16 protein-coding genes, 1 tRNA gene and 1 pseudogene are annotated in these 20,555 nt (G+C 65.2%); 12 read left to right on the forward strand and 6 right to left on the reverse strand.

Going from position 1 to position 20,555, the window contains the following annotated elements:
• Positions 1 to 137: 137 nt before the first annotated feature.
• A pseudogene (locus ABIB45_RS00925) lies at positions 138 to 606 on the forward strand (helix-turn-helix domain-containing protein); the annotation flags it as partial.
• Here the strand turns inward: ABIB45_RS00925 and ABIB45_RS00930 are convergent.
• Both ABIB45_RS00930 and ABIB45_RS00935 read right to left on the reverse strand, forming a co-directional pair.
• Positions 603 to 902 carry a protealysin inhibitor emfourin gene (locus tag ABIB45_RS00930; protein WP_354214008.1) on the reverse strand — a complete coding sequence of 100 codons (300 nt, stop codon included), beginning with the start codon at positions 900 to 902 and terminating at the stop codon, positions 603 to 605. The pseudogene ABIB45_RS00925 and the gene ABIB45_RS00930 sit on opposite strands and share 4 nt — an antisense overlap.
• A 53-nt stretch (positions 903 to 955) precedes the next feature.
• A complete protein-coding gene (locus ABIB45_RS00935; RefSeq protein WP_354214009.1) occupies positions 956 to 2,050 on the reverse strand; it encodes a M4 family metallopeptidase in 1,095 nt (364 codons plus the stop codon).
• A gap of 242 nt (positions 2,051 to 2,292) precedes the next feature.
• On the opposite strand from ABIB45_RS00935, the gene ABIB45_RS00940 reads away from it, so the two are divergent.
• From ABIB45_RS00940 to ABIB45_RS00950, 3 genes are all read left to right on the forward strand, one after another.
• Entirely contained in the window at positions 2,293 to 3,912 is a 1,620-nt protein-coding gene (locus ABIB45_RS00940; RefSeq protein WP_354214010.1) for an HNH endonuclease signature motif containing protein, read from the forward strand.
• 368 nt (positions 3,913 to 4,280) lie between these two features.
• On the forward strand, positions 4,281 to 4,910 hold the full coding sequence (locus ABIB45_RS00945; RefSeq protein WP_354214407.1) for a DUF6318 family protein: 630 nt from the start codon (positions 4,281 to 4,283) through the stop codon (positions 4,908 to 4,910).
• Positions 4,911 to 5,248: 338 nt separating this feature from the next.
• Positions 5,249 to 5,845 carry a PKD domain-containing protein gene (locus ABIB45_RS00950; protein WP_354214011.1) on the forward strand — a complete coding sequence of 199 codons (597 nt, stop codon included), beginning with the start codon at positions 5,249 to 5,251 and terminating at the stop codon, positions 5,843 to 5,845.
• Positions 5,846 to 5,917: 72 nt separating this feature from the next.
• Here the strand turns inward: ABIB45_RS00950 and ABIB45_RS00955 are convergent.
• The 4 genes from ABIB45_RS00955 to ABIB45_RS00970 form a co-directional block, all read right to left on the reverse strand.
• Positions 5,918 to 5,990, reverse strand: a tRNA-Arg gene (locus ABIB45_RS00955).
• A 121-nt stretch (positions 5,991 to 6,111) separates the two neighbouring features.
• Positions 6,112 to 7,689 carry an FAD-dependent oxidoreductase gene (locus ABIB45_RS00960; RefSeq protein ID WP_354214012.1) on the reverse strand — a complete coding sequence of 526 codons (1,578 nt, stop codon included), beginning with the start codon at positions 7,687 to 7,689 and terminating at the stop codon, positions 6,112 to 6,114.
• Complete coding sequence (locus ABIB45_RS00965; protein ID WP_354214013.1) at positions 7,686 to 8,558, reverse strand: FAD:protein FMN transferase; 873 nt, start codon at positions 8,556 to 8,558, stop codon at positions 7,686 to 7,688. The genes ABIB45_RS00960 and ABIB45_RS00965 overlap by 4 nt, the downstream gene beginning before the upstream one ends.
• A gap of 3 nt (positions 8,559 to 8,561) precedes the next feature.
• On the reverse strand, positions 8,562 to 9,035 hold the full coding sequence (locus ABIB45_RS00970; protein WP_354214015.1) for an FMN-binding protein: 474 nt from the start codon (positions 9,033 to 9,035) through the stop codon (positions 8,562 to 8,564).
• Between the two features lie 216 nt (positions 9,036 to 9,251).
• Here ABIB45_RS00970 and argS point away from each other — a divergent pair, with 216 nt between their 5' ends.
• The 8 genes from argS to prmC all read left to right on the forward strand — a co-directional run bounded on the left by argS (position 9,252) and on the right by prmC (position 20,551).
• The gene (gene argS / locus ABIB45_RS00975) at positions 9,252 to 10,901 is read left to right on the forward strand and encodes an arginine--tRNA ligase (RefSeq protein WP_354214016.1); all 1,650 of its coding nucleotides are present in this window, start codon (positions 9,252 to 9,254) and stop codon (positions 10,899 to 10,901) included.
• A 5-nt stretch (positions 10,902 to 10,906) separates the two neighbouring features.
• Positions 10,907 to 12,400 (forward strand): diaminopimelate decarboxylase, encoded by a 1,494-nt coding sequence (gene lysA, locus ABIB45_RS00980; protein WP_354214408.1) that lies wholly within the window; start codon positions 10,907 to 10,909, stop codon positions 12,398 to 12,400.
• Positions 12,401 to 13,717, forward strand: a complete 1,317-nt coding sequence (locus ABIB45_RS00985; RefSeq protein WP_354214017.1) for a homoserine dehydrogenase — start codon at positions 12,401 to 12,403, stop codon at positions 13,715 to 13,717. It abuts the gene before it with no gap.
• Entirely contained in the window at positions 13,718 to 14,824 is a 1,107-nt protein-coding gene (gene thrC / locus ABIB45_RS00990; RefSeq protein ID WP_354214018.1) for a threonine synthase, read from the forward strand.
• A 2-nt stretch (positions 14,825 to 14,826) separates the two neighbouring features.
• Positions 14,827 to 15,801 carry a homoserine kinase gene (thrB, locus tag ABIB45_RS00995; protein ID WP_354214019.1) on the forward strand — a complete coding sequence of 325 codons (975 nt, stop codon included), beginning with the start codon at positions 14,827 to 14,829 and terminating at the stop codon, positions 15,799 to 15,801.
• 298 nt (positions 15,802 to 16,099) lie between these two features.
• The gene (gene rho, locus ABIB45_RS01000; protein WP_354214020.1) at positions 16,100 to 18,355 is read left to right on the forward strand and encodes a transcription termination factor Rho; all 2,256 of its coding nucleotides are present in this window, start codon (positions 16,100 to 16,102) and stop codon (positions 18,353 to 18,355) included.
• Positions 18,356 to 18,583: 228 nt separating this feature from the next.
• Positions 18,584 to 19,657, forward strand: coding sequence for a peptide chain release factor 1 (prfA, locus tag ABIB45_RS01005; protein WP_354214021.1), 1,074 nt, complete (start codon positions 18,584 to 18,586; stop codon positions 19,655 to 19,657).
• 24 nt (positions 19,658 to 19,681) lie between these two features.
• The gene (prmC, locus tag ABIB45_RS01010) at positions 19,682 to 20,551 is read left to right on the forward strand and encodes a peptide chain release factor N(5)-glutamine methyltransferase (protein ID WP_354214022.1); all 870 of its coding nucleotides are present in this window, start codon (positions 19,682 to 19,684) and stop codon (positions 20,549 to 20,551) included.
• Positions 20,552 to 20,555: the final 4 nt, after the last annotated feature.

Here is a 20,555-nt window from a genome sequence, read left to right on the forward strand (position 1 = left end):
TGCAGCCAGTCTACTGGGGCGACGCCTGATTCCGGCCCTCGGCGGCCGGCTCCGTCTGGGCCGAATAGACGGCGGCCAGGCCCGCGGGATGTCCGCTGTTCATGGATGTATGGGTGGAGCACGAAGTGGAGGACGCCCAGGAGGAGAACCTCCCCGAGTCCGTTCTGGAGGCATTGCGCGCCGCAGACGCCCGCGGAGCCTGGGTGATGTCCATCTGCTCCGGCGCCTTCGCACTGGCCCGCGCGAGGCTGCTGAACGGCCGGCGGTTCGGCGCCGATGGAAGAGCTGCTCCGCTGGATGGTGCAGCATCTTGACCAGGATCACACCGTCGGTGACATGGCCACGCGGGTGCACATGTCCGCCAGCACCTTTGCACGCCGGTTCAGGTCCGAAACCGGGGCAACTCCCGCGGCCTGGCTGAACTCCCAACGGGTGCTTAGGGCGCAGGAGCTCCTCGAATCCACGGACCTGAACATTGACGAGGTTGCAAGGGAATCCGGTTTCGGTCATCCGGTGCTGTTGCGGCACCATTTTGCCAAGGTACTGGACACGAGCCCCCAGTCCTCCCGCCGGGCATTCCGCGGCCAGCTGGACGCCGTTGTTTAGCGGGATTCTTCAGAAGCTGCCCGTGTGCTGTCCACGAGCACCCGCCAGGGTCCGGTAACCCTTTGCTCCGGCAGGGCCGCGCGGCGTTGGCCCGCCCGGATGGCGTAAATAAAACGGTCCGGCTGGCTGTCCGCCGCTTCGGCTGCTGCTGCGCGTAAGGTCTTGGGCACTGCATCCCACGGGCAGGCCTCGACGATCGGCTGCCACTCGCTCTTGGCGCGCTCCGTCTCGGCTGTCACCGTCCACAGCCGTGTCATTGCGGCGATCCCGCCGGTGCGCTCCACGCTTATCTTCATGGCCTGGTTCCTGGGCTTCCCTACAGCCCGGCTTCTCGGCAGCCGGGCTTGGCTTAAAGCTTGACCTTCACAGTTTCCCACGCCTTGCGGACGGCGTCATGCTCGGCGGAACCGGACCCGAAAAGCTCGACGGCGGATGCGGCCGTCGCTCTGGCAAAAACGCTGAAGGTGGCCGTGGCAGGCAGTGACCCGCCGGTGAGCGTGTCGTACCAGATCTGGCCCGGCGCTCCCCAGGCGTTGCCGCCCAAAGACTCCGCCGTGAGGTAGAAGGCCCGGTTGGGAATGCCGGAGTTGATGTGGACGCCGCCGTTGTCCGCGCTGGTACGCACGTACGAGTCCATCGAGTCCGGCTGGGGATCCTGACCCAGCACGTCATCGTTGTAAGCGGTGCCTGGCGCTTTCATGGACCGCAGGGCGGAACCTCCCACCTGCGCCGTGAAGAGTCCTTCGCCGATCAGCCAACTCGCTTCGGTCACGGACTGCCTTTTCACGTACTGCTCGACGAGCGCACCGAAGACGTCGGACACGGATTCGTTGATAGCACCTGCCTGGTTCCGGTAGGCCAGCCCGGCGGAATACTGGGTGACGCCGTGCGTGAGTTCGTGCCCGATGACGCTCAAAGACCGCGTGAAGCGTTCGAAGACTTCGCCATCGCCATCGCCGAAGACCATCTGCCGGCCGTCCCAGAACGCATTGTCGTAAAGCTTTCCGAAGTGAACGGTCGCGTCGAGGGGGAGGCCTCCGCCGTCGATGGAGTTGCGGCCGAAGATTTCCACAAACAGGCGATGGGTGTTTCCCAGGCCGCTGTAGGCCTCGTCTGTGGACAGATCGCCGGACTCGGGTGACCCTTCCTTGCGCACCAGTTTCCCGGGTACGTTTTCGGAGCCCGCGGCGTCGTAGATGCTCCGGTTGGGAAGGCCTGGCTGGGCCTCGCGCAGTGCCGGCGGCGCGGCGGGCACCGGCGACGTGCGGGCGGACTGGACCGACCGCACGTGGCTCAGTGCTTCCTTGGCCGCCCGTGCGGCGGCCGAGAACTGCGGCGCGTCCTGGCGGGCCAATCGCCGGAGCAGGTAAGGCGGAATGATGAAACAGCGGCCGGTTGATTGAAGCAGGGACGGTGGGCGTTGGGCTGGCGGATGCTGGACCATTGGCTGAATGACGTACCCCCTCGGATCGTAAAAACAGACTACGAGGAGTCACCGACAATCCGACGAAGGCGCACTCGATCAAGAATAAACGGAGGCTTCCGTGCTTGGGGCACGACTCCGAGCCTAGGGCGGTCGGGGCTCGAACAAGGGTAGTTCGGCGTATCAGTCCCGCTGGCGGCCATTTATGCACATAGACGATTTTGTTGGCCCACAATGTCGGCCCCTGCTGGGATGCTTTGGGTATGGAAGGCACCCCCAGTTTGGCCGGCAATAGCTCGAAAGCCGATGCCGCCTGTGATGCTCGAATCCAGGACAGCAGCGCGGCCGAGGAGACGGTGGAAGCTTATGATGCTTCCCGTGCCGGGTTGGCTGGCGTGGCGCGCAACGGTTCGGAAGACACCGGATCTTTGAGTGCCCCGTTGGGCGGTGACGCGGATCTGTTGCGCCGGGATTACGACGAGTCCCTGGACGCGCTGGCCGGGATCGTGCGTGAGGAAGCGAAGTTAGCTGCCCGGAAAGTCCGGACGGTTGCCCGGTGCGCCCGCGCTGCCCGGGCCATGGCGCCTCCTGGGTTGTCGCTGCCGGAGGAGACCGCCCAGGAGATGGCTGTGGTGGCTGAGGTGGCGTGTGTGCTGGCGATCCGTGAGGCGGCCGCGGCCGATCTGCTGGCCGAAGCCTACGAACTGACCACCACCTTGCCGTTGACGATGTCCGCGCTGGAGGCGGGGTCGATTTCATGGGCGCATGCCCGGATTATGGTCGATGAGGCCGGCAGCCTGGGCCCGGGCGGGGCGCAGGCGTTGGAGGCCCATTTCCTGGACCCTGATGATCCGAACCCGGCCCGCGGCTGCCCGGCCGGTGAGATGGCCGCTGGACTGTTCCGGCAAAAAGCCCGGATCTGGCGGGAGCGGCACCATCCGGTGAGCATCGAAAAACGCCACATCAAGTGCGCCGCCGATCGGCGGGTGATGTATGCCCCGGACCGGGACGGGATGGCCTGGCTCTCGGCGTACCTGCCGGCCGGTACCGCGTCGGGGATCTGGGACCGCCTGACCAGAGCAGCCCGGGCCATGCAGTGCCCCGAGGAGGCCCGGACCCTCACCCAACTCCGGGCCGACACAGCCGCCAGTTGGCTCCTCCGCACCTCCGGCGGCAGTAACGCCGGCGGCAGTGCTGGCGACAGCATCGTCGGGGCCAGCCGTGACCCTCGTGCAACTGGGCGTGCCAACGGTGCCCGCGGTGCGTTGCCGGTTGCCGACTCCTCCTGCGCCTCCACGGGTGATACTGCGGATGTCCTGTCGCCGAGGGCGCAGGTTTTGGTCACCGTCCCGGTCTTGGCGCTCCTGGGCGTAACGGAGGAACCGGCCATGCTCGACGGGTACGGGCCGATCCCGCCGTCGATGGCCCGGCAACTGATCGCTAACGGCGCCGAGTCTTTCCACCGCGTCCTGATAGACCCGCGCGACGGGGCGCCGCTGGAGATTGGGCGGACCAGCTACCGGGTCACCACAGCCCAACGCCAGTGGCTGCGCCTGCGGGACGGAAAGTGCCCGTTCCCCGGCTGCAGCAACCATTCCCTGGACAACGAAGCGGACCACGTCCTGGCCTGGGCTCTCGGCGGGACCACCGGGATCGCTAACCTCGGACAGCCGTGCCCCCGCCATCACCGGCTCAGACACACCACCGCCTGGAAACCCACCGAACCCACCAAAAACGAACCACCTGGCTGGATCTCACCCGCCGGGCGGCACTACCAAAGCGAACAACCCGACTGGGAACCACCCACCTGGCCGCCGCAATGGCCAGGCTTGCCAACCCTGCTGGGGCAAACACGCCAAAGCACGCCGGTGCCCTTGGAATGATAGCGCGCAGAAAGCGACCTTCCGACACGATGTCAACTGGGAATCCCGCAGCAGCCGTGGCCATGCATTGAGCGTGCCCGAGCGCGTGTAGCCGTGACGGCGCGTCTGGGGTTGAAACGGTTGGGTTGTCGCTACTCGGTATTTCGCCATTGGGCGTGAACGTTCGGGAACGGACCCCATTTGTATTGTTCTTGGCTGCTGTCGCCAGGCACTCGTTATGCAACTGAATCGGCCAATGGTAGTACCGATATCTGTGGATAACTTTGATCGTAGAAATGTGATCTGGTCTACCCTTAAGGCATTGCCCGGAGCTTGCCGTCTTGAAACTATTGGGAGAATAGCGGCCCATGACCTCGCAGAACTTCTATATGTCCCAACGTTGGCGGGCGCTCGCGCTCACTTTCGCAGTGGTAGGAGCACTGGCGTTATCTGGATGTAACGCCGGTGGGGAGCCGAACCAAACTGCCTCGCCATCCCCGGCGGCTACCGAGTCGGTCGTCCCCAGCCCTACGCCGGCGCCCACTGCAACTGCGGCCTACAAACCAGCGTCAGCGAGTGGACCCGCTGAGAACGTCCCGGTGCCGATGCTGCCTGAGGTGGCGAAGACGGAGACGAAGGAAGGCCTGGAGGCATTCACTGCCTACTGGTACTCAACACTTAGCTATGCATACGAGACTGGGGACACCAGGAATCTTGCGACCATCAGCGGGCCAAACTGCGTTTTCTGTTCCGGGCTGAGGGAGGGCATCACGACCGCGTGGAGGGACGGCCGCTGGGTGAACGGAGGAAAGATCGAGACACCCGCTATCACCGCCGAAGTCAATCCTGGATTGTCCGCGTCGGCAGTGGTTCAGGTCCTTCAGCAGGCGATGGAGATAAGGAAGCCCGACGGAAGTCTTTATCAAGACCCGGCTGCGGCAACCAACGTCGGAAGTCGTGCAGGAGCCACCTTCGGGGAAACTGGCTGGCTTATTGCTGACCTCGGACTTATCAGGTAGCAATGGGCAAAGCACTTGGGGGTCTTAATGGTTTTTGCTTAACTTTGCTTTTCATTTCCGTCGGCTCTTCAATTGCGAGGGCCGATGACCCGCCCATCGTGTTTGGGTACGAAGAAAAGGGCTTGACCGTGGCGACGGACGCCTGGACCGTTGATAGAGAGTCGGGCGAGCTTGTACCTATCCCACTGGGCCAAAACTTTACAGACCCAAATATCTACAAGTACGAACTACAGTGCCACCTGGGCGGCGGTGACTTCGATACGCCTTGCCTTGGCAGGCAGTTGGATTGCCGAAATCGGCCGGATGGGAATGACGGCATTCCTGTCATGTGGTACTCAATGCCCCGCGGAGTCCCGGGTGCCGTCTGGGCAATCCACTCCGGCCCAACGTGCCTCTACGACGCTCAGCCCGAGGATCTGCTGCCGAGAATCGCAGCAGACATTCAGCGGGAGTTCGAAAATCTCCCCATCAATGCCGGGACAGTCGTAGCCCAGCCCAGCCCGCACACTCTTCGCGGTGCGGAAACGAACTTCTTCGCGGACTCAGCCGAGCAGCAGTTCGATATCACGATGTTCGGCCAGCAGGTCCATGTAGTCGCCACGCCGGTCCAGTACACGTGGAATTATGGCGACGGGACCATCCTGGGACCTCAACAGTCCAGGGGCGGTCCCCTCCCGCAGGAGCGCTGGGGCGCAAAGACGCGCACGAGCCACGCCTTCCCCGAAACCGGCGATTTCCAAGTGGTGCTCACTGCGTCCTTCCAGGGGACCTACTCAGTCAACACCGGGCCGCCACTACCCATCCCCGGCCAGGGGCAGTTCACCGCACCGCCCCAAACCATCAGCGTCTGGCGGTCCATCACCCGCAACTACGCTGATGACTGCAACCAAAACCCTAGGGGCCAAGGTTGCCCCGGAGCGGCATCCGTCCCGTAGGTCCCGCAGTAGGCCGGACCCAAGACGCAAGAAACCCCCGCTGCTTTCCCGAGCAGCGGGGGTTTCCTTCTGTGCCCTCGATTGGAATCGAACCAACGACCTTCTGCTCCGGAGGCAGACGCTCTATCCCCTGAGCTACGAGGGCAATTCAGGGATCCTGCCGTTGCTGGCGGGACGTCCTAGAGCTTAGCAGGAAGGTGGCCTGCAACGAAAAACGTGGCTCCGCGAGCCGCTCCGGTATGCAGATCCATCAGTGCGCAGAAACCTCAGTAGCCGGAAAATGAGTCCATATGAACGCTGCGTGCGCCCGCGTTCATCGCCGCCTGCCGCAGCGAAGCGACGCTGGCAGGAGACCCGGAGATGTAGACGGTGCGGCCGCCAATGTCCGGAACTATAGCTTTCAGGGTCGCCCCGTCCAGCCGGGCGCACGCGGCAGTCCCACCCGAAAATGCGTTGCCGTCACCCGCAACCGTGGGCCCGGCGTCAGTCATGAACGACGGCGGGGCGGAACCGTCGGCGACGCGGGCAAGGATCCGTGCCCCGGACGCCTCCAGCTCGCTCGCGTAGGCAATTTCTTCCGCGTTCCGCGCCAGCAGCAGAAGAACGGTGTCCCGGTCCCGGCCCGCGCCGGCGGCCAAATGCGCAAGGTACGGGGTGATTCCGATGCCGGCGGCGATGAGCAGTACCGGGGTCCGGGGATCGCGGGGGAGCACAAAGTCACCGCCCACGGACGTCCCTGTCACGCGGTCACCCGGTTGCAGGGCAAGGAGTGCTTTCTTTGCGGCGGACAGGGGTTCGGACATCCGGACGCCGAACTTCACCGTCCCAGAACCCGGAGCGCTGGTCAGGCTGAACACCCGTCGTCGGCCGTTTCCGTCCGAATTGGCGTGCGGCAGGTCCAGCTCCATGTATTGTCCGGGCACAAACCGGACTGGGCGGGACGGTTCGAAGGCGAACTCAGTCGTGCTGGGCGTCAAAGCCCGGGAGCCCGCGAACGTCAGATTTACCCCACCCCGCTGGCCCACTAAGAAGGCCAGCAGGTTCCCCACGAGCAAGGCCAGTTCGGGGGAGTTCGCGATGAAGCCAAAGTTGTACGGCACGGCAAACACCACCCCAACAACCGCAGCAAGCGCGAGCTGCTGCCAGCGGCGCGGCGGCAGGGTCAGCGGCTCGGCCAGCATAAAGCCGACGAAAAAGAGCAGCGGCCGCTGCGCCAGGGCCTGCCACAGCGAGCCGCCGAGGGGCGTCCCCGCCTGCAGGAGTTCCGAAGTCACGATTGACGTGGACACCACCAGGAAGACGGCCGCCATCAGGAATTTCCGCGTGCGGTACAGCACCAGCAGGATGCCGGGTACGAGCAACCACAACATCGCAGGGGTGGCCGCCCACCACGTGGCGACATTCAGCCCGGTCAGCCCGGTCACAAATGCGCCGGCCGCGGCAGGGTTGAAGAGGTGCCGGCCCCGCCAAGCGAGCGCATATTTGGAGGCAGAAGCCAGTACGCAGGCGAGCGCAACGCCAGCCACGTCCATGGGCATGAATGACGGCCAAAACAGGAAATACAGCAGCAGGCCAGTGATCAGCGACGATTCGGAATGCGGCCGCACATGGAACAGCGCAGCCAGCGCGCGGTTGGAGGCATACGTCAGGCCAAGGCAGAGGGCCAGGTGCGTCAGCATCTGCGGGATGCCAAACGTCAGCCAGCCGAGCGCGTTCAGGAGGAGGCTGAACGCGGCCAGGGCGGCCAGGATCAGCAGGATCAGCCGGTACATAGTGTACTTTCCCAGCAGGGTGTCCAGCAGTCCTGCCGGTACAGCAGCCTTCGGAGTTTCAACGGGGCTCATGTGAACAGTGTCCCTTCAAACCCGGCCGAATACGCGGCACTACCGTCTGAAAACATGGTCAGCCAGGAAAAATCGAATGTCTGCTCCAGCTTTGCGCCGGGGACGAAGAACAGGGCCGTTGCCAGTGCGTCGGCCAGCATGGTGCTCGCCGCCATGGTCCAGGTTGCCACGGCCGTGGTGACCGGACGCCCGGTGGTGCCGTCCAGGACGTGATGCAGGCCGTCGCCCCACACACGTCGGTTGGAGGCGCTGGCGCACAAGGCGCCGTCGGAGACTGATACCGTGCCGATTGCTTTCGTGGGGTCGTACGGGTGCTCCAGGGCCACAGTGACGGGGGCCCCCCCGCAGTGGAAGAGGTCCCCGCTGGCATCAATAAGGAAGCTGTCTGCGCCGCCGGACCGCAATTCGGCCGCAAGGAGATCCACCAGTTGGCCCTTCCCAGCGGCTCCGGTGTCGAGGACAAACGGCACAGAAGTGGTCACTACGGCGCCGTCCCAGTCCAGGGCATCTTCCCAACGGGGTGGAGCCACCGGCGACCCTGAAGGCTGCAGCGAGTAGGCAGCGTCGTACCCAAGCCGGTCGAGGCTGCCGCCGATCAGGGGAGTCATGGCACCCGCCGTAATGTCGTACAACGAGCGGTACAGCCGGCCAAGTGCCGCAGCTTCCGCAGGAAGTTCATACCGCCCCGGCTTACGGCCCAGGGCACTGACAGTGGAATCCGGCCGGAAACGGGACCACACGCCGTCGTACTGTTCAACTACCTCAAGCAGCCGGGCGCGGAGGCTGGCCGCGAGCGGTCTGGGTGTGGAAATTTCCCAACGGGTACCGATCCCGTCGAAGCGGAAGGCCTCCCGGTCAGCCTGCGGCACGGCCTACTGGGCCTCCGACTTGATCTTTTCTACCGCCTGGTTGAAGCCGCCGCTGGTGAGGGAGGAGCCCGCAACCTTGGACACTGTGAGCTCGTCGATGCTCTTGCCCACCACTTGCGCCGCGATCCCGCCGGCAAATTCGCCCTGGAACTTGCGGGTGTTCGGATTGGAGGGGTGCTGTGTGATGTTGACGGCAGTGACTGTTCCCGAGGCGAGCGTCAGTTCCACGCCTACGGTTTCGGTGCCGTTCGGCGAGACATACGTGCCATCGGCGCTGTACGTTCCGTCCTGATATAGGGAACCGCTGCCGGCCAGCGAGGATGAGCTGCCCGACGGTGTGGTGGGCCCGGTGGAGCTGGTGTCGGCGGCTGGGGCCGGGGCGCCCTGCGAGGCAGACGGCGCGCAGCCAGCCACCGTCCCAACGAGGGACAGGCCCGCGATTCCGGCGAAAACACTCGTGCGGACTGACGGTCTCATAGCGGGGCTCGTTTCGTGGGCTGGTGCTTACGGTTTACTCAACGTCGGATTCAGCGTAATGGTTCACCCTGTGCAACAGCCGTACGTCCGCTGTACGCGATCACCGCTGTACGCGATCACCGCTGTGCGCGTTCACGCCTGTACGCCATCAGGACCCGGCCGGTCACGCGGGGAGCTCAAATTCGTCCACGTGGCGGCCGCCGGTAGGCTAGAGGGGTGACTCCCGAAGAACTCTCCCTCGCCATATCCGCCTGCCTGAAAGCCGCCGTCGCTGCCGGCGAAATCGGGCTGTCCGCGTCAGCTGTTCCTGAAGACGTCCGCGTGGAGCGACCGAAGAACCGGGATCACGGCGACTGGGCCACCAACATCGCCCTTCAGCTGGCCAAGCAGGCCGGCACCAACCCGCGTGAATTCGCCACGATCCTTAGCGCCCGGCTGAAGACCATCGACGGCGTCTCGGCCGTGGACATCGCCGGCCCCGGCTTCCTGAACATCACCGTGGATGCCGCCGCTGCAGGTGCCCTGGCCAGGGCCATCGTGGAGTCTGGCGTGGAATACGGCACCAACACCGCGCTCGCAGGCCACGTGGTCAACATGGAATTCGTTTCGGCGAACCCCACCGGCCCGCTGCACATCGGCCACACGCGGTGGGCCGCCCTGGGCGACGCCATAGCCCGCGTGCTCCGTGCCTCCGGTGCAGAGGTCACCGCCGAGTACTACATCAACGACGCCGGCTCGCAGATGAACGTCTTCGCGAACTCCGTCTACTCCCGGCTCCACGGCCGCCCCGTGCCCGACGGCGGCTACCCGGGCCAGTACATCGCGGACCTCGGCCATGACGTCCTCACCGAACATCCGGACATCCGCGAACTCACCGAAATCGCCGCGCTTCCGGTCATCCGCTCGGCCGCCTACAAGGCCCAGATGAAGGACATCCAGGACACGCTTGCTGACTTCGGCGTGGCGTTTGACGTCTACTTCTCGGAGCAGGAACTGCACGACGCCGGTGCGATCGAAAGTGCCGTTGCCCGCCTTCGGGAGCAGGGCCACGTATTCGACGACGGCGGTGCGGTCTGGCTGCGCACCACCGACTTTGGCGATGACAAGGACCGCGTCATGATCCGGGCCAACGGCGAGCCCACCTACTTCGCCGCTGATGCTGCCTACTACCTGTCCAAGAAGGACCGCGGCTTCACCGAAAAGATCTACCTCCTGGGCGCGGACCACCACGGCTACATCAACCGGCTCAAGGCCATCGCTGCGTGCGCGGGCGATGATCCCGAGGTTAACATCGAGGTGCTGATCGGCCAGCTGGTCTCCGTCAACGGTGCCAAGCTGTCCAAACGTGCGGGCAACATCATTGAGCTCAAGGACCTCATCTCCTGGCTCGGCAAGGACGCTGTGCGCTACTCCCTGGCCCGGTTCCCGGCGGATTCCCCGCTCACACTTGACCCTGACCTGCTCAAGAAGCACAGCAACGAGAACCCGGTGTTCTACGTCCAGTACGCCCACGCACGCTCCCGCGGCACCGCCCGCAATGCTGTGGCCGCAGGGGTCGACCGGAGCGCGTTTGACGCTTCGCTGCTGGACCACGCCACGGAAAACGAGCTGCTCTCCTACCTCGGCAGCTACCCCTCGATTGTGGCCAAAGCCGCCGAGCTCCGCGAGCCGCACCGCGTGGCCCGCCACCTCGAGGTCATTGCCGGCGCCTACCACCGCTGGTACGACGCCTGCCGCGTTGCCCCGCAGGGCGAGGAAGCTGTCACCGACGTCAACCGGACCCGCTTATGGCTCAACGATGCCACCAGCCAGGTGCTGGCCAACGGGCTGGGCCTCCTTGGCGTTTCCGCGCCGGAGCGGATGTGAGCGCACTGACTGTGCAGGCCGGAAACAGCGGGTCCCCCCTGGCACCAGAGTGGCTGGCGGTGCCCGCCGACCTCAACGCCCTCCACGAACCTATGTGGGCAGGAAGCGTCCAGCGTAACGATGGCGGCGAGCTCGCCGTCGGGGGCATCCCCGTCAGCGACCTCAAGGCAAAGTTCGGCACACCGCTGTTCGTCATGGATGAGGCTGATTTCCGGGCCCGGGCCCGGGCGTTCAAGGACTCTTTCGACGCTGCTTTCCAGGACATCTGCGGGGGAGTGGACGTCTACTATGCCGGCAAGTCCTTCTTGTGCACGGCGGTGGTGAAGTGGGTGGAGGAAGAAGGCCTGCGCTTGGACACCGCATCCGGCGGTGAACTGGCGGTGGCAGCACGCGCGGGCATCGAGGGCGCGCGCGTGGCGCTGCACGGCAACAACAAATCGGACGCCGAGATCAACCGGGCCCTGGACATGGGACTTGGCCGGATAGTGGTGGACAGCCTGGACGAGCTGGAGCGAGTGGCCAAAATTGCCGCCAGCCGCGGCGAGCTGGCCAAGGTCATGCTGCGGCTGACCCCAGGGGTGCACGCCCACACCCACGAGTTCATCGCCACCGCCCACGAGGACCAGAAGTTCGGGCTGTCCATGGCGGAGGACACCACCGAACAGGCCGGCCTTTCAGCAGCGGAAGAGGCCGTAGCGGCGGCCACGGGCCACGCGAGCATCGACCTGCTCGGACTGCACTGCCATATTGGTTCCCAGATTTTCGAACCGGACGGTTTCGCGCTGGCTGCCGAGAAGCTCCTGCGCTTCCTTGCTGCCATGCAGGAAAAGTACTCCATCGTGATGCCGGAACTGGATTTGGGTGGCGGCTACGGCATCGCCTACACCTCGGTGGACACCCCGCGCCCAGCAGCGGAGATCGCACAGGCTATGGCCGCCGTCGTGCGTTCCACCTGCGCGGACCTGGGCATCAAGTCTCCCCGGATCTCCATCGAACCGGGGCGTGCCATCGTCGGCAGCACCACCTTCACGCTGTATGAGGTGGGAACGCTGAAGACCGTGCGCGTCGACGCACCCTCAGCCGGGGCAGCCGGAACCGGCGAAACCAGCGAAAATGCGGACGAAAACGTTACGCACCCCCGGCGCTATGTGTCAGTTGACGGCGGGATGAGCGACAACGCCCGTCCGGTGCTCTACGACGCGGATTATTCGGCGATTCTGGCCTCGCGCGCCTCCAACGCTGCCCCTCGGCTGTCCCGAGTGGTGGGCAAACATTGCGAGAGCGGCGACATAGTTGTTAGAGATGTATATCTGCCCGAGGACGTGGCAGCCGGTGATCTGCTTGCTGTACCGGGGACCGGCGCCTACTGCTGGGCCCTGTCAAGCAACTACAACTATCTGGCCCGGCCGGGCGTTGTCGCGGTGCGCGACGGATCTGCCCGGCTGATTGTCCGCGGGGAAACCGAAGAAGATCTGCTCAACCGCGACATGGGAGTCTGAATGACCGAATTGCGAACCCTGAAAGTAGCCCTCCTGGGCTGTGGCAACGTTGGGGCCCAGGTTGCGCGGATTCTCATTGAGGACGCCGACGCCCTGGCCGCCCGCACCGGTGCACGCCTGCAGCTCAGCGGCATCGCCGTGCGCAACGTGAACTCCAAACGGGACGTGGAGCTTCCGCAGGAACTCTTCACCACCGACGCCGAGACCCTCGTCAAGGATGCAGACCTGGTCATCGAGCTGATGGGCGGCATTGAGCCGGCCCGCACGCTGATCCTGTCAGCGCTGAGCAACGGCGCCTGCGTGGTCACCGGCAACAAGGCGCTGCTCGCCCAGGACGGGCCCACCCTCTACGAAGAGGCTGACAAAGCCGGCGTGCAGCTGTCCTACGAAGCAGCCGTAGCCGGCGCCATCCCCATCCTGCGCCCCATCCGCGACAGCCTCTCCGGCGACCACATCACCCGGGTGCTGGGCATTGTCAACGGCACCACCAATTTCATCCTGGACCAGATGGATTCCACCGGCGCCCAGTTCGCCGACGCCCTCGCCGAAGCCCAGCGCCTCGGCTACGCGGAAGCTGACCCCACCGCCGACGTTGAAGGCCACGACGCTGCCGCCAAGGCCGCCATCCTGGCCACGCTGTCCTTCCACACCCGGTTCGCCCTCGAAAACGTGCACTGCGAGGGCATCACCTCTGTCACCGCGGCGGACATTGCGGCGGCCAAGGACGCGGGCTTCGTCATCAAACTCCTCGCCATCGCCGAAAAGCTCACCGATTCCGACGGCGTCGAAGGCGTTTCGGTGCGCGTACACCCCACGCTGTTGCCCCGTGAGCACCCGCTTGCTGCCGTCCGCGGCGCGTTCAACGCCGTGTTCATCGAGGCGGAAAACGCCGGCGAACTGATGTTCTACGGCCAGGGAGCCGGCGGCACCCCGACGGCGTCTGCCGTCCTGGGTGACCTCGTCTCCGCGGCCCGCCGGCTGGTGCTGGGTGGACCCCAGCGGACCGAAACCACCACCGGTCACGTGCCCGCACTTCCCATCGACGCGGCAACCACGAGCTACTACATCGGACTGGATGTCGCGGACCAGCCCGGTGTCCTGGCACGCATCGCCCAGCTCTTCGCTGAGCACGGCGTGTCCATCGAAACCATGCGGCAGACCATCCACCGGGACGCCGACTCCAAGGGGGAGTCAGCAGAACTGCGGATCGTCACGCACCGTGCATCCGAGGCTGCCCTTGCAGCCACCGTCGAGGCCGTGAAGGGCCTGGACGTCATCAATTCAGTTACATCCGTTCTGCGGGTAGAAGGAGTCTAAGTGGCTCACCAATGGCGCGGCGTTATCCGCGAATACGCTGACCGTCTGCCCGTGACGGAATCCACCAGGGTGATCACCCTGGGCGAGGGCGGCACCCCGCTGGTCCACGCCCAGAAGCTCTCTGAACTGACGGGTTCCACCGTGTACCTGAAGGTCGAGGGGATGAACCCCACCGGCTCGTTCAAGGACCGCGGCATGACCATGGCCATGACGGCGGCCGTGGCGTCCGGGGCGAAGGCCGTTGTCTGCGCCTCCACCGGCAATACGTCCGCCTCCGCTGCCGCCTACGCTACTGCCGCCGGTTTGAAGTGCGCCGTGCTGGTTCCTGAAGGCAAGATCTCCATGGGCAAGCTGAGCCAGGCCATCGCGCACGGCGCCACGCTGCTGCAGGTGGACGGCAACTTCGACAACTGCCTGGACATCGCCCGGAAGTTGGGGGAGTCCTACCCGGTGTTCCTGGTCAACTCCGTCAACCCCGCCCGTATCCAGGGCCAGAAGACCGGCGCATTTGAGATTGTGGACGCGCTGGGCGATGCCCCGGACATCCATGTCCTGCCCGTCGGGAACGCGGGCAACATCACGGCGTACTGGAAGGGCTACAAGGAGTATTCGGCACCGTTCGAGTCCGCAACGGCCGGCACCCTTCCCGCCGTCTCCACCAAGACCCCGCAGATGTGGGGCTTCCAGGCCGCCGGTGCTGCCCCGTTCGTGGCGGGCCACCCCATCACCGAACCTGACACGATCGCCACGGCCATCCGGATCGGGAACCCGGCTTCCTGGGACGGTGCCATCGCTGCCCGTGATGAGTCCGGCGGGTTTATCGATGCCGTGACTGACGAGCAGATCCTTGAGGCCCACCGCTGGCTGTCCGCCCGCGAAGGCGTTTTCGTCGAGCCAGGCTCCGCCGCGGGTGTGGCCGGACTGCTCAAGAAGCACGCCGCCGGGGAAGTTCCGGCAGGTAAAACCATCGTTATCACCGTCACGGGCCACGGCCTCAAGGACCCCCAGTGGGCCCTGCGTACCGAGGACGGCAGTGAAGTGCAGCCCGTCAAGGTCTCCAACGACGTCGTCACCGTTGCAGCTGAACTGGGACTGGAAGAAAAGTAGCCTTGGAAACCACCACGCCCACCGCCGTTCTCCTTCCCCTCATCGAGGCAGGACAGCGCGTCACCATCAGGGTCCCGGCCACCAGCGCCAACCTTGGTCCGGGATATGACAGCCTCGGCCTTGCCCTGGCACTGCACGACACTTTGACGGTGGAAAGCCTCGAAACCGATGAGCTGCTGTTCGAGCTCAGCGGCGAGGGGGCGGACAGTCTTCCGCGCGACCCCAGCCACCTGGTGGTCAGGGCCATGGAAGCTGCCTTTTCCCGGCTTGGCTTCCGGCATGGCGGGCTCAGGATTACGGCCACAAATGTGAATCCCCATGGCCGCGGCCTGGGGTCGTCGGCATCGGCCGTGGTGGCGGCAGTGTCCGCCGCCAACGCCATGGTGCCCGCCGCGGGACAACGAGGGCGCGACTGGATCCTGCAACTGACCAGCGAGATGGAAGGCCATCCGGACAACGTGGCACCCGCGATTTTTGGCGGATTGGCGCTGTCATGGCAGGACAGTGACCAGTACAGGAGCACGTGCGCCACAGTGGTTGGTTCCGTGATCCCCATTGTGGCAGTTCCTGACTTTGAATTGTCCACCGAGGCCGCGCGGGCACTGCTGCCCGCGTCGGTTGGCCACCACGCCGCTGCGATGAACTCCGGCCGGGCAGCGCTGCTCATCCATGCGCTTACCCGGAAGCCGGAATTCCTGCTCGCCGGAACGGAGGACTACCTCCACCAGAGCTACCGGGCCGAAGCTATGCGACCCAGCGCTTTGCTCATCACGGCGCTGCGCATTGCAGGTCACGCAGCCGTCGTTTCCGGTGCCGGACCCACCGTGCTGGTCCTCGCCAACGGCGAAGCCGAAGCCACTGAAGTGCTTGCGCTGATTGAGTCGTTTACGGCGGCCAACACGCCGGGTATCGGCTGGCGCGTGCTGAAGCTGGCAGTGGACGTCGAAGGTGCTAAGGTGGACATGCACCGGCGTTAATTCCGCCTATCTGATCTGCGGCTCATTCAGTTGCTCATAGATCTCCTACTGCGCAATATTTTCCGGTGCCGCCTGCTTGGTCTGTCGCAGGAATCTGCAGCAAGAAGTGTCTGCCCCTGAACCGACAGCCCAGCGTTCCGCCATTAATCGGTGCGTGAGGTGAATCAGTATCCGGCCCTGCTGGCCGAAATCCAACCGGCAAGGCCGAAACTCCCGGCTGCAGATCTGAACTGCAGCCCAGATCAAATCATCGCGTCCAGCTCCCAGTCTGGACGCCGTCGAGGGGGAAGGATCCTTCGTGACCGAAACCACTGAGCTGTCTTCAGCTGTGGACACATCAACTTCTGCAGCCGGATCGTCAACGGCCGCACCCGCCAAGAGCAGTGGCCTCGCCGGCCTGAAGCTCGCCCAGCTGCAGGCACTTGCCAGCCAGCTGGGAATCTCCGGTGGTTCCCGCATGCGCAAGGGGGACCTGGTTAACGCCATTTCCGCCCACCGCTCAGGCACATCGGCCAGCAAGGCCCCGGCCAAGGCTACCGACAAGGCCACTGACAACCACGTAGCTGCTGCTGCTGCTCCGGTTGCTGCTGCCGGAGACACCTCGGAGGCCCCTGCCGCCGAGGGAACCCGCGCCCGTGGCCGTGGCCGCAGCCGGCGCGCTGTCAGCGACGGCGTTGTGGCGGCTCCCGCCGCAGCCACCGAAGCCCCGGCTGCCGCTCCCGCTGAAGCTCCGGCAGCCGCCCCCGCCGGGTCCGGCGAAGCAGCCGAAGGTGCCGGCGAACGCCGCCAGCCGCGGACCCGCAACCGCCGCCGCGGCGAAGCAGCAGCCATGTCCCCGCAGGCCGGCGAGGCTACCGAAGCGCCGTCCGAGCAGCCTGCCGCTGAACAACGGCAGGCAGACCGCGCCGAGACCCAGCGCACCGAAACCCCGCGCACCGAAGGCCAAAGTGCTGAATCCGGCGAAGGCCAGCGTGCCGACCGTCGCGAAAGCGGCCGCACCCGCGGCGGCCGTGACAGCAACGCCCGTGACTCCGGCACCCGTGACAGCAACGCCCGTGACTCCGGCACCCGTGACAGCACCGCCCGCGACAGCACCGCCCGCGACACGAATGTCCGGGAGAACGCCGATGGCGGCCGCGACAACGCCGGCAGCCGCGACGCAGGCCAGCGTGAAGGCACCCGCCGTGACGATTCCCGCGACAACGACGATTCCGACGGCGGCAGCCGCCGGAACCGCCGGAACCGGCGTGACCGCAACGACCGCAATGACCGCTCCGGCGGCCAGGACAGCCGGGACAACTCCCGCAACGAGCGTTTCCGCGACCGCAACGACCGCCGTCGGGGACGCGCCCAGGGACCGGACGTCGACGACGTCGAGGTCACCGAGGACGACGTCCTGCTGCCGGTTGCCGGCATCCTGGACGTCCTGGAGAACTACGCGTTCATCCGCACCTCCGGTTACCTGCCGGGCCCGAACGATGTCTACGTGTCCCTCGCCCAGGTCAAGAAGTACAACCTGCGCAAGGGCGACGCCGTCGTTGGCGCCATCCGTGCACCGCGTGAAGGCGAAGACCGCAGCCAGCAGTCCGCCCGCCAGAAGTTCAATGCCCTGGTCCGCGTCACCTCCGTCAACGGAAAAACGCCGGAAGAACTCAAGGACCGCGTCGAATTCGCCAAGCTGGTCCCGCTCTACCCGTCCGAGCGCCTGCGCCTGGAGACCGACCCCAAGAAGATCGGGCCCCGCGTCATCGACCTGGTTGCCCCGATCGGCAAGGGCCAGCGCGGCCTGATCGTCTCCCCGCCGAAGGCCGGCAAGACGCTCATCCTGCAGTCCATCGCCAACGCCATCACCACCAACAATCCTGAGGTCCACCTCATGATGGTGCTCGTTGACGAACGTCCCGAAGAAGTTACGGACATGCAGCGCACCGTCAAGGGCGAGGTCATTGCCTCCACCTTCGACCGTCCCGCAGACGACCACACCACCGTGGCCGAACTCTCCATCGAACGCGCCAAGCGCCTCGTGGAGATGGGCATGGACGTAGTGGTTCTCCTCGACTCCATGACCCGACTGGGCCGCGCCTACAACCTGGCAGCACCGGCCTCCGGCCGTATCCTGTCCGGTGGTGTGGACTCCGCCGCGCTGTACCCGCCGAAGCGCTTCTTCGGTGCAGCCCGCAACATCGAAAACGGTGGCTCACTCACCATCCTGGCAACGGCCCTCGTGGAGACCGGTTCCAAGATGGACGAGGTCATCTTCGAAGAGTTCAAGGGCACCGGCAACATGGAGCTCCGCCTCTCCCGCCAGTTGGCTGACAAGCGCATCTTCCCGGCGGTGGACGTCAACGCGTCCGGCACCCGCCGTGAGGAGAACCTGCTTTCCCCCGAGGAAGTCAAGATCATGTGGAAGCTGCGCCGCGTCCTCTCCGGACTCGAAACGCAGCAGAGCCTTGAGCTGCTGACCAACAAGATCCGGGAGACCCAGAGCAACGTTGAGTTCCTGATGCAGGTCCAGAAGACGACGCTTGGTGCAAAGTCGGATAACGACAAGTAGATTAACCAGGGGTGGGGCCGTCGGTTGTTTCGTCGGCCCCACCCCTTTGTCGTTCGGTTTTTTGCCGCCCCAGCACTTACGCGTGGCGGCCTCCTCCTGACGGACTGGGCCACCACGCTCCGGCAGGCCCGAAGCCACTCCCGGGGCGGCAAAAAACCGACCGACCTGCGTTCGTCCCACCCAACGCGCGGCATTACTAGACTTGTGAGAGTCGAAAGAGGTTTTGAAATGTTTGAGTCCGTACAGGGCCTGCTTGACGAGCATGATGCTATCCAGGCACAGCTGGGGGATCCTGCTGTTTATGCTGATCAGCGGCTGGCCCGGAAGTTGGGGCGGCGCTCGGCCCAACTTAACGGCATTGTTGAGGCCTACCACAAGTGGGAAGGGCTTCGGGATGACCTTTCGGCTGCCAAGGAGATGGCAGCCGAAGACCCTGAGTTCGCTGCCGAGGTGCCTGAGTTGGAGGCGGCCATGGAGGCTACTTCAGCCAAGCTGCGGCGCCTGCTCATCCCGCGCGACCCTGACGATGCCCGCAACGTGATCCTGGAGGTCAAGGGCGGCGAAGGCGGCGACGAAGCTGCGCTGTTCGCCGGCGACCTCCTGCGGATGTACACCCGGTACGCGGAATCACGCGGCTGGAAGACCGAGCTTATCTCGGCCACCGAGTCTGACCTGGGCGGTTACAAAGACGTCCAGATGGCCGTCAAGGGAAGCTCCAACGATCCTGCCGAGGGCGTCTACGCGCGGCTCAAGTTCGAAGGTGGGGTCCACCGTGTGCAGCGGGTGCCCGTCACCGAATCCCAGGGCCGGATCCATACCTCCGCTGCCGGCGTCCTGGTTCTTCCCGAGGTGGACGAGCCCGAAGAGCTGGACATCAACCAGAACGACCTGAAGATCGACGTGTACCGCTCCTCCGGCCCCGGCGGCCAGTCCGTGAACACCACTGACTCCGCTGTCCGCATCACGCACCTTCCCACCGGCATTGTGGTGGCCATGCAGAACGAGAAATCGCAGCTGCAGAACCGCGAAGCAGGCATGCGCGTACTCCGCGCCCGCATCCTGGCGCACCAGCAGGAGATCATCGACGCCGAGAATTCGGCCCAGCGTAAGTCCCAGATCCGTACCATGGACCGTTCCGAGCGCATCCGCACGTACAACTACCCGGAAAACCGGATCGCCGACCACCGCACCGGATATAAGGCGTACAACCTGGACCAGGTCATGAACGGCGACCTGGAGCCGGTCATCCAGTCCGCCATCGAGATGGACGAACAGGCACGCCTGGACGCCATCGGCGAATAGCCTGTTGCTGGAAACAACACAGCCATGACACCAAGACCGGAAGAGTCCCTGGCTGCTGCCGTCAGGGCGGCCACCGCGGTCCTTCGGGACGCCGGCGTCCCCAGTCCCCGCGTCGATGCCGAGCTGTTGGCGGACCACCTGCTGGGGGTGGGGCTCGGCCGGCTCCGGGCCATGATGCTGGGTGATTCCCCCGTGCCGGAGGGATACGCCGAACTTGTGGCCGAACGGGCACAGCGGATCCCGCTGCAGCACATCACGGGCGTGGCCCACTTCAGGTATCTCGAGCTCGCCGTGGGGCCCGGAGTGTTTATCCCGCGTCCCGAAACGGAATCCGTTGTCCAACTGGTCATCGACCACGTCAAGGGCATGGCCCATCCGCGGATTGTGGACCTGGGCACGGGCTCCGGAGCGATTGCCGGCTCCATCGCCCACGAAGTACCCGGCGCTGAAGTCCACGCCGTGGAGTTCAGTGCGTTCGCGCACGCATGGGCCGAGAAAAACCTGGCTCCGCTGGGCGTCAGGCTCATGCTGGGGGACCTGCGCGACGCACTGCCTGAACTCAACGGAACATTCGACGTCGTGGTTTCCAACCCGCCCTACATTCCCGCCGAAGCCATCCCCAATGAACCCGAAGTGGCCCTCCACGATCCTCCCGAAGCCCTGTACGGCGGGGGAGCTGACGGCATGGAACTGCCGACGGCGGCGGCCGCCTCGGCAGCCCGGCTGCTGGTTCCCGGCGGCTACTTCGTGATGGAACACGCCGAAGTCCAGGCCGGCTGGATCGCCGCCATGATGAAGCGCACCGGTGTCTGGACCGAGATCACCACCCACCTGGACCTCAACGGCAAGGAACGCGCCACCAGTGCCGTGCTTGCCGGTCCGCGCCACGACTGATGAA

It is taken from the genome of Arthrobacter sp. UYCo732 (genome assembly GCF_040547265.1).
Classification (GTDB): domain Bacteria; phylum Actinomycetota; class Actinomycetes; order Actinomycetales; family Micrococcaceae; genus Arthrobacter.

Excerpts from the sequence above, each read along its gene's own strand:
- prfA (WP_354214021.1), top strand. The coding sequence starts at position 18,584 with ATGTTTGAGTCCGTACAGGGCCTGCTTGACGAGCATGATGCTATCCAG.
- prmC (WP_354214022.1), top strand. The coding sequence starts at position 19,682 with ATGACACCAAGACCGGAAGAGTCCCTGGCTGCTGCCGTCAGGGCGGCC.
- ABIB45_RS00985 (WP_354214017.1), top strand. The coding sequence starts at position 12,401 with ATGACCGAATTGCGAACCCTGAAAGTAGCCCTCCTGGGCTGTGGCAAC.
- ABIB45_RS00930 (WP_354214008.1), bottom strand. The coding sequence starts at position 902 with ATGAAGATAAGCGTGGAGCGCACCGGCGGGATCGCCGCAATGACACGG.
- ABIB45_RS00970 (WP_354214015.1), bottom strand. The coding sequence starts at position 9,035 with ATGAGACCGTCAGTCCGCACGAGTGTTTTCGCCGGAATCGCGGGCCTG.
- ABIB45_RS00950 (WP_354214011.1), top strand. The coding sequence starts at position 5,249 with ATGCCCCGCGGAGTCCCGGGTGCCGTCTGGGCAATCCACTCCGGCCCA.
- ABIB45_RS00940 (WP_354214010.1), top strand. The coding sequence starts at position 2,293 with ATGGAAGGCACCCCCAGTTTGGCCGGCAATAGCTCGAAAGCCGATGCC.
- ABIB45_RS00960 (WP_354214012.1), bottom strand. The coding sequence starts at position 7,689 with ATGAGCCCCGTTGAAACTCCGAAGGCTGCTGTACCGGCAGGACTGCTG.
- ABIB45_RS00945 (WP_354214407.1), top strand. The coding sequence starts at position 4,281 with ATGTCCCAACGTTGGCGGGCGCTCGCGCTCACTTTCGCAGTGGTAGGA.
- ABIB45_RS00935 (WP_354214009.1), bottom strand. The coding sequence starts at position 2,050 with ATGGTCCAGCATCCGCCAGCCCAACGCCCACCGTCCCTGCTTCAATCA.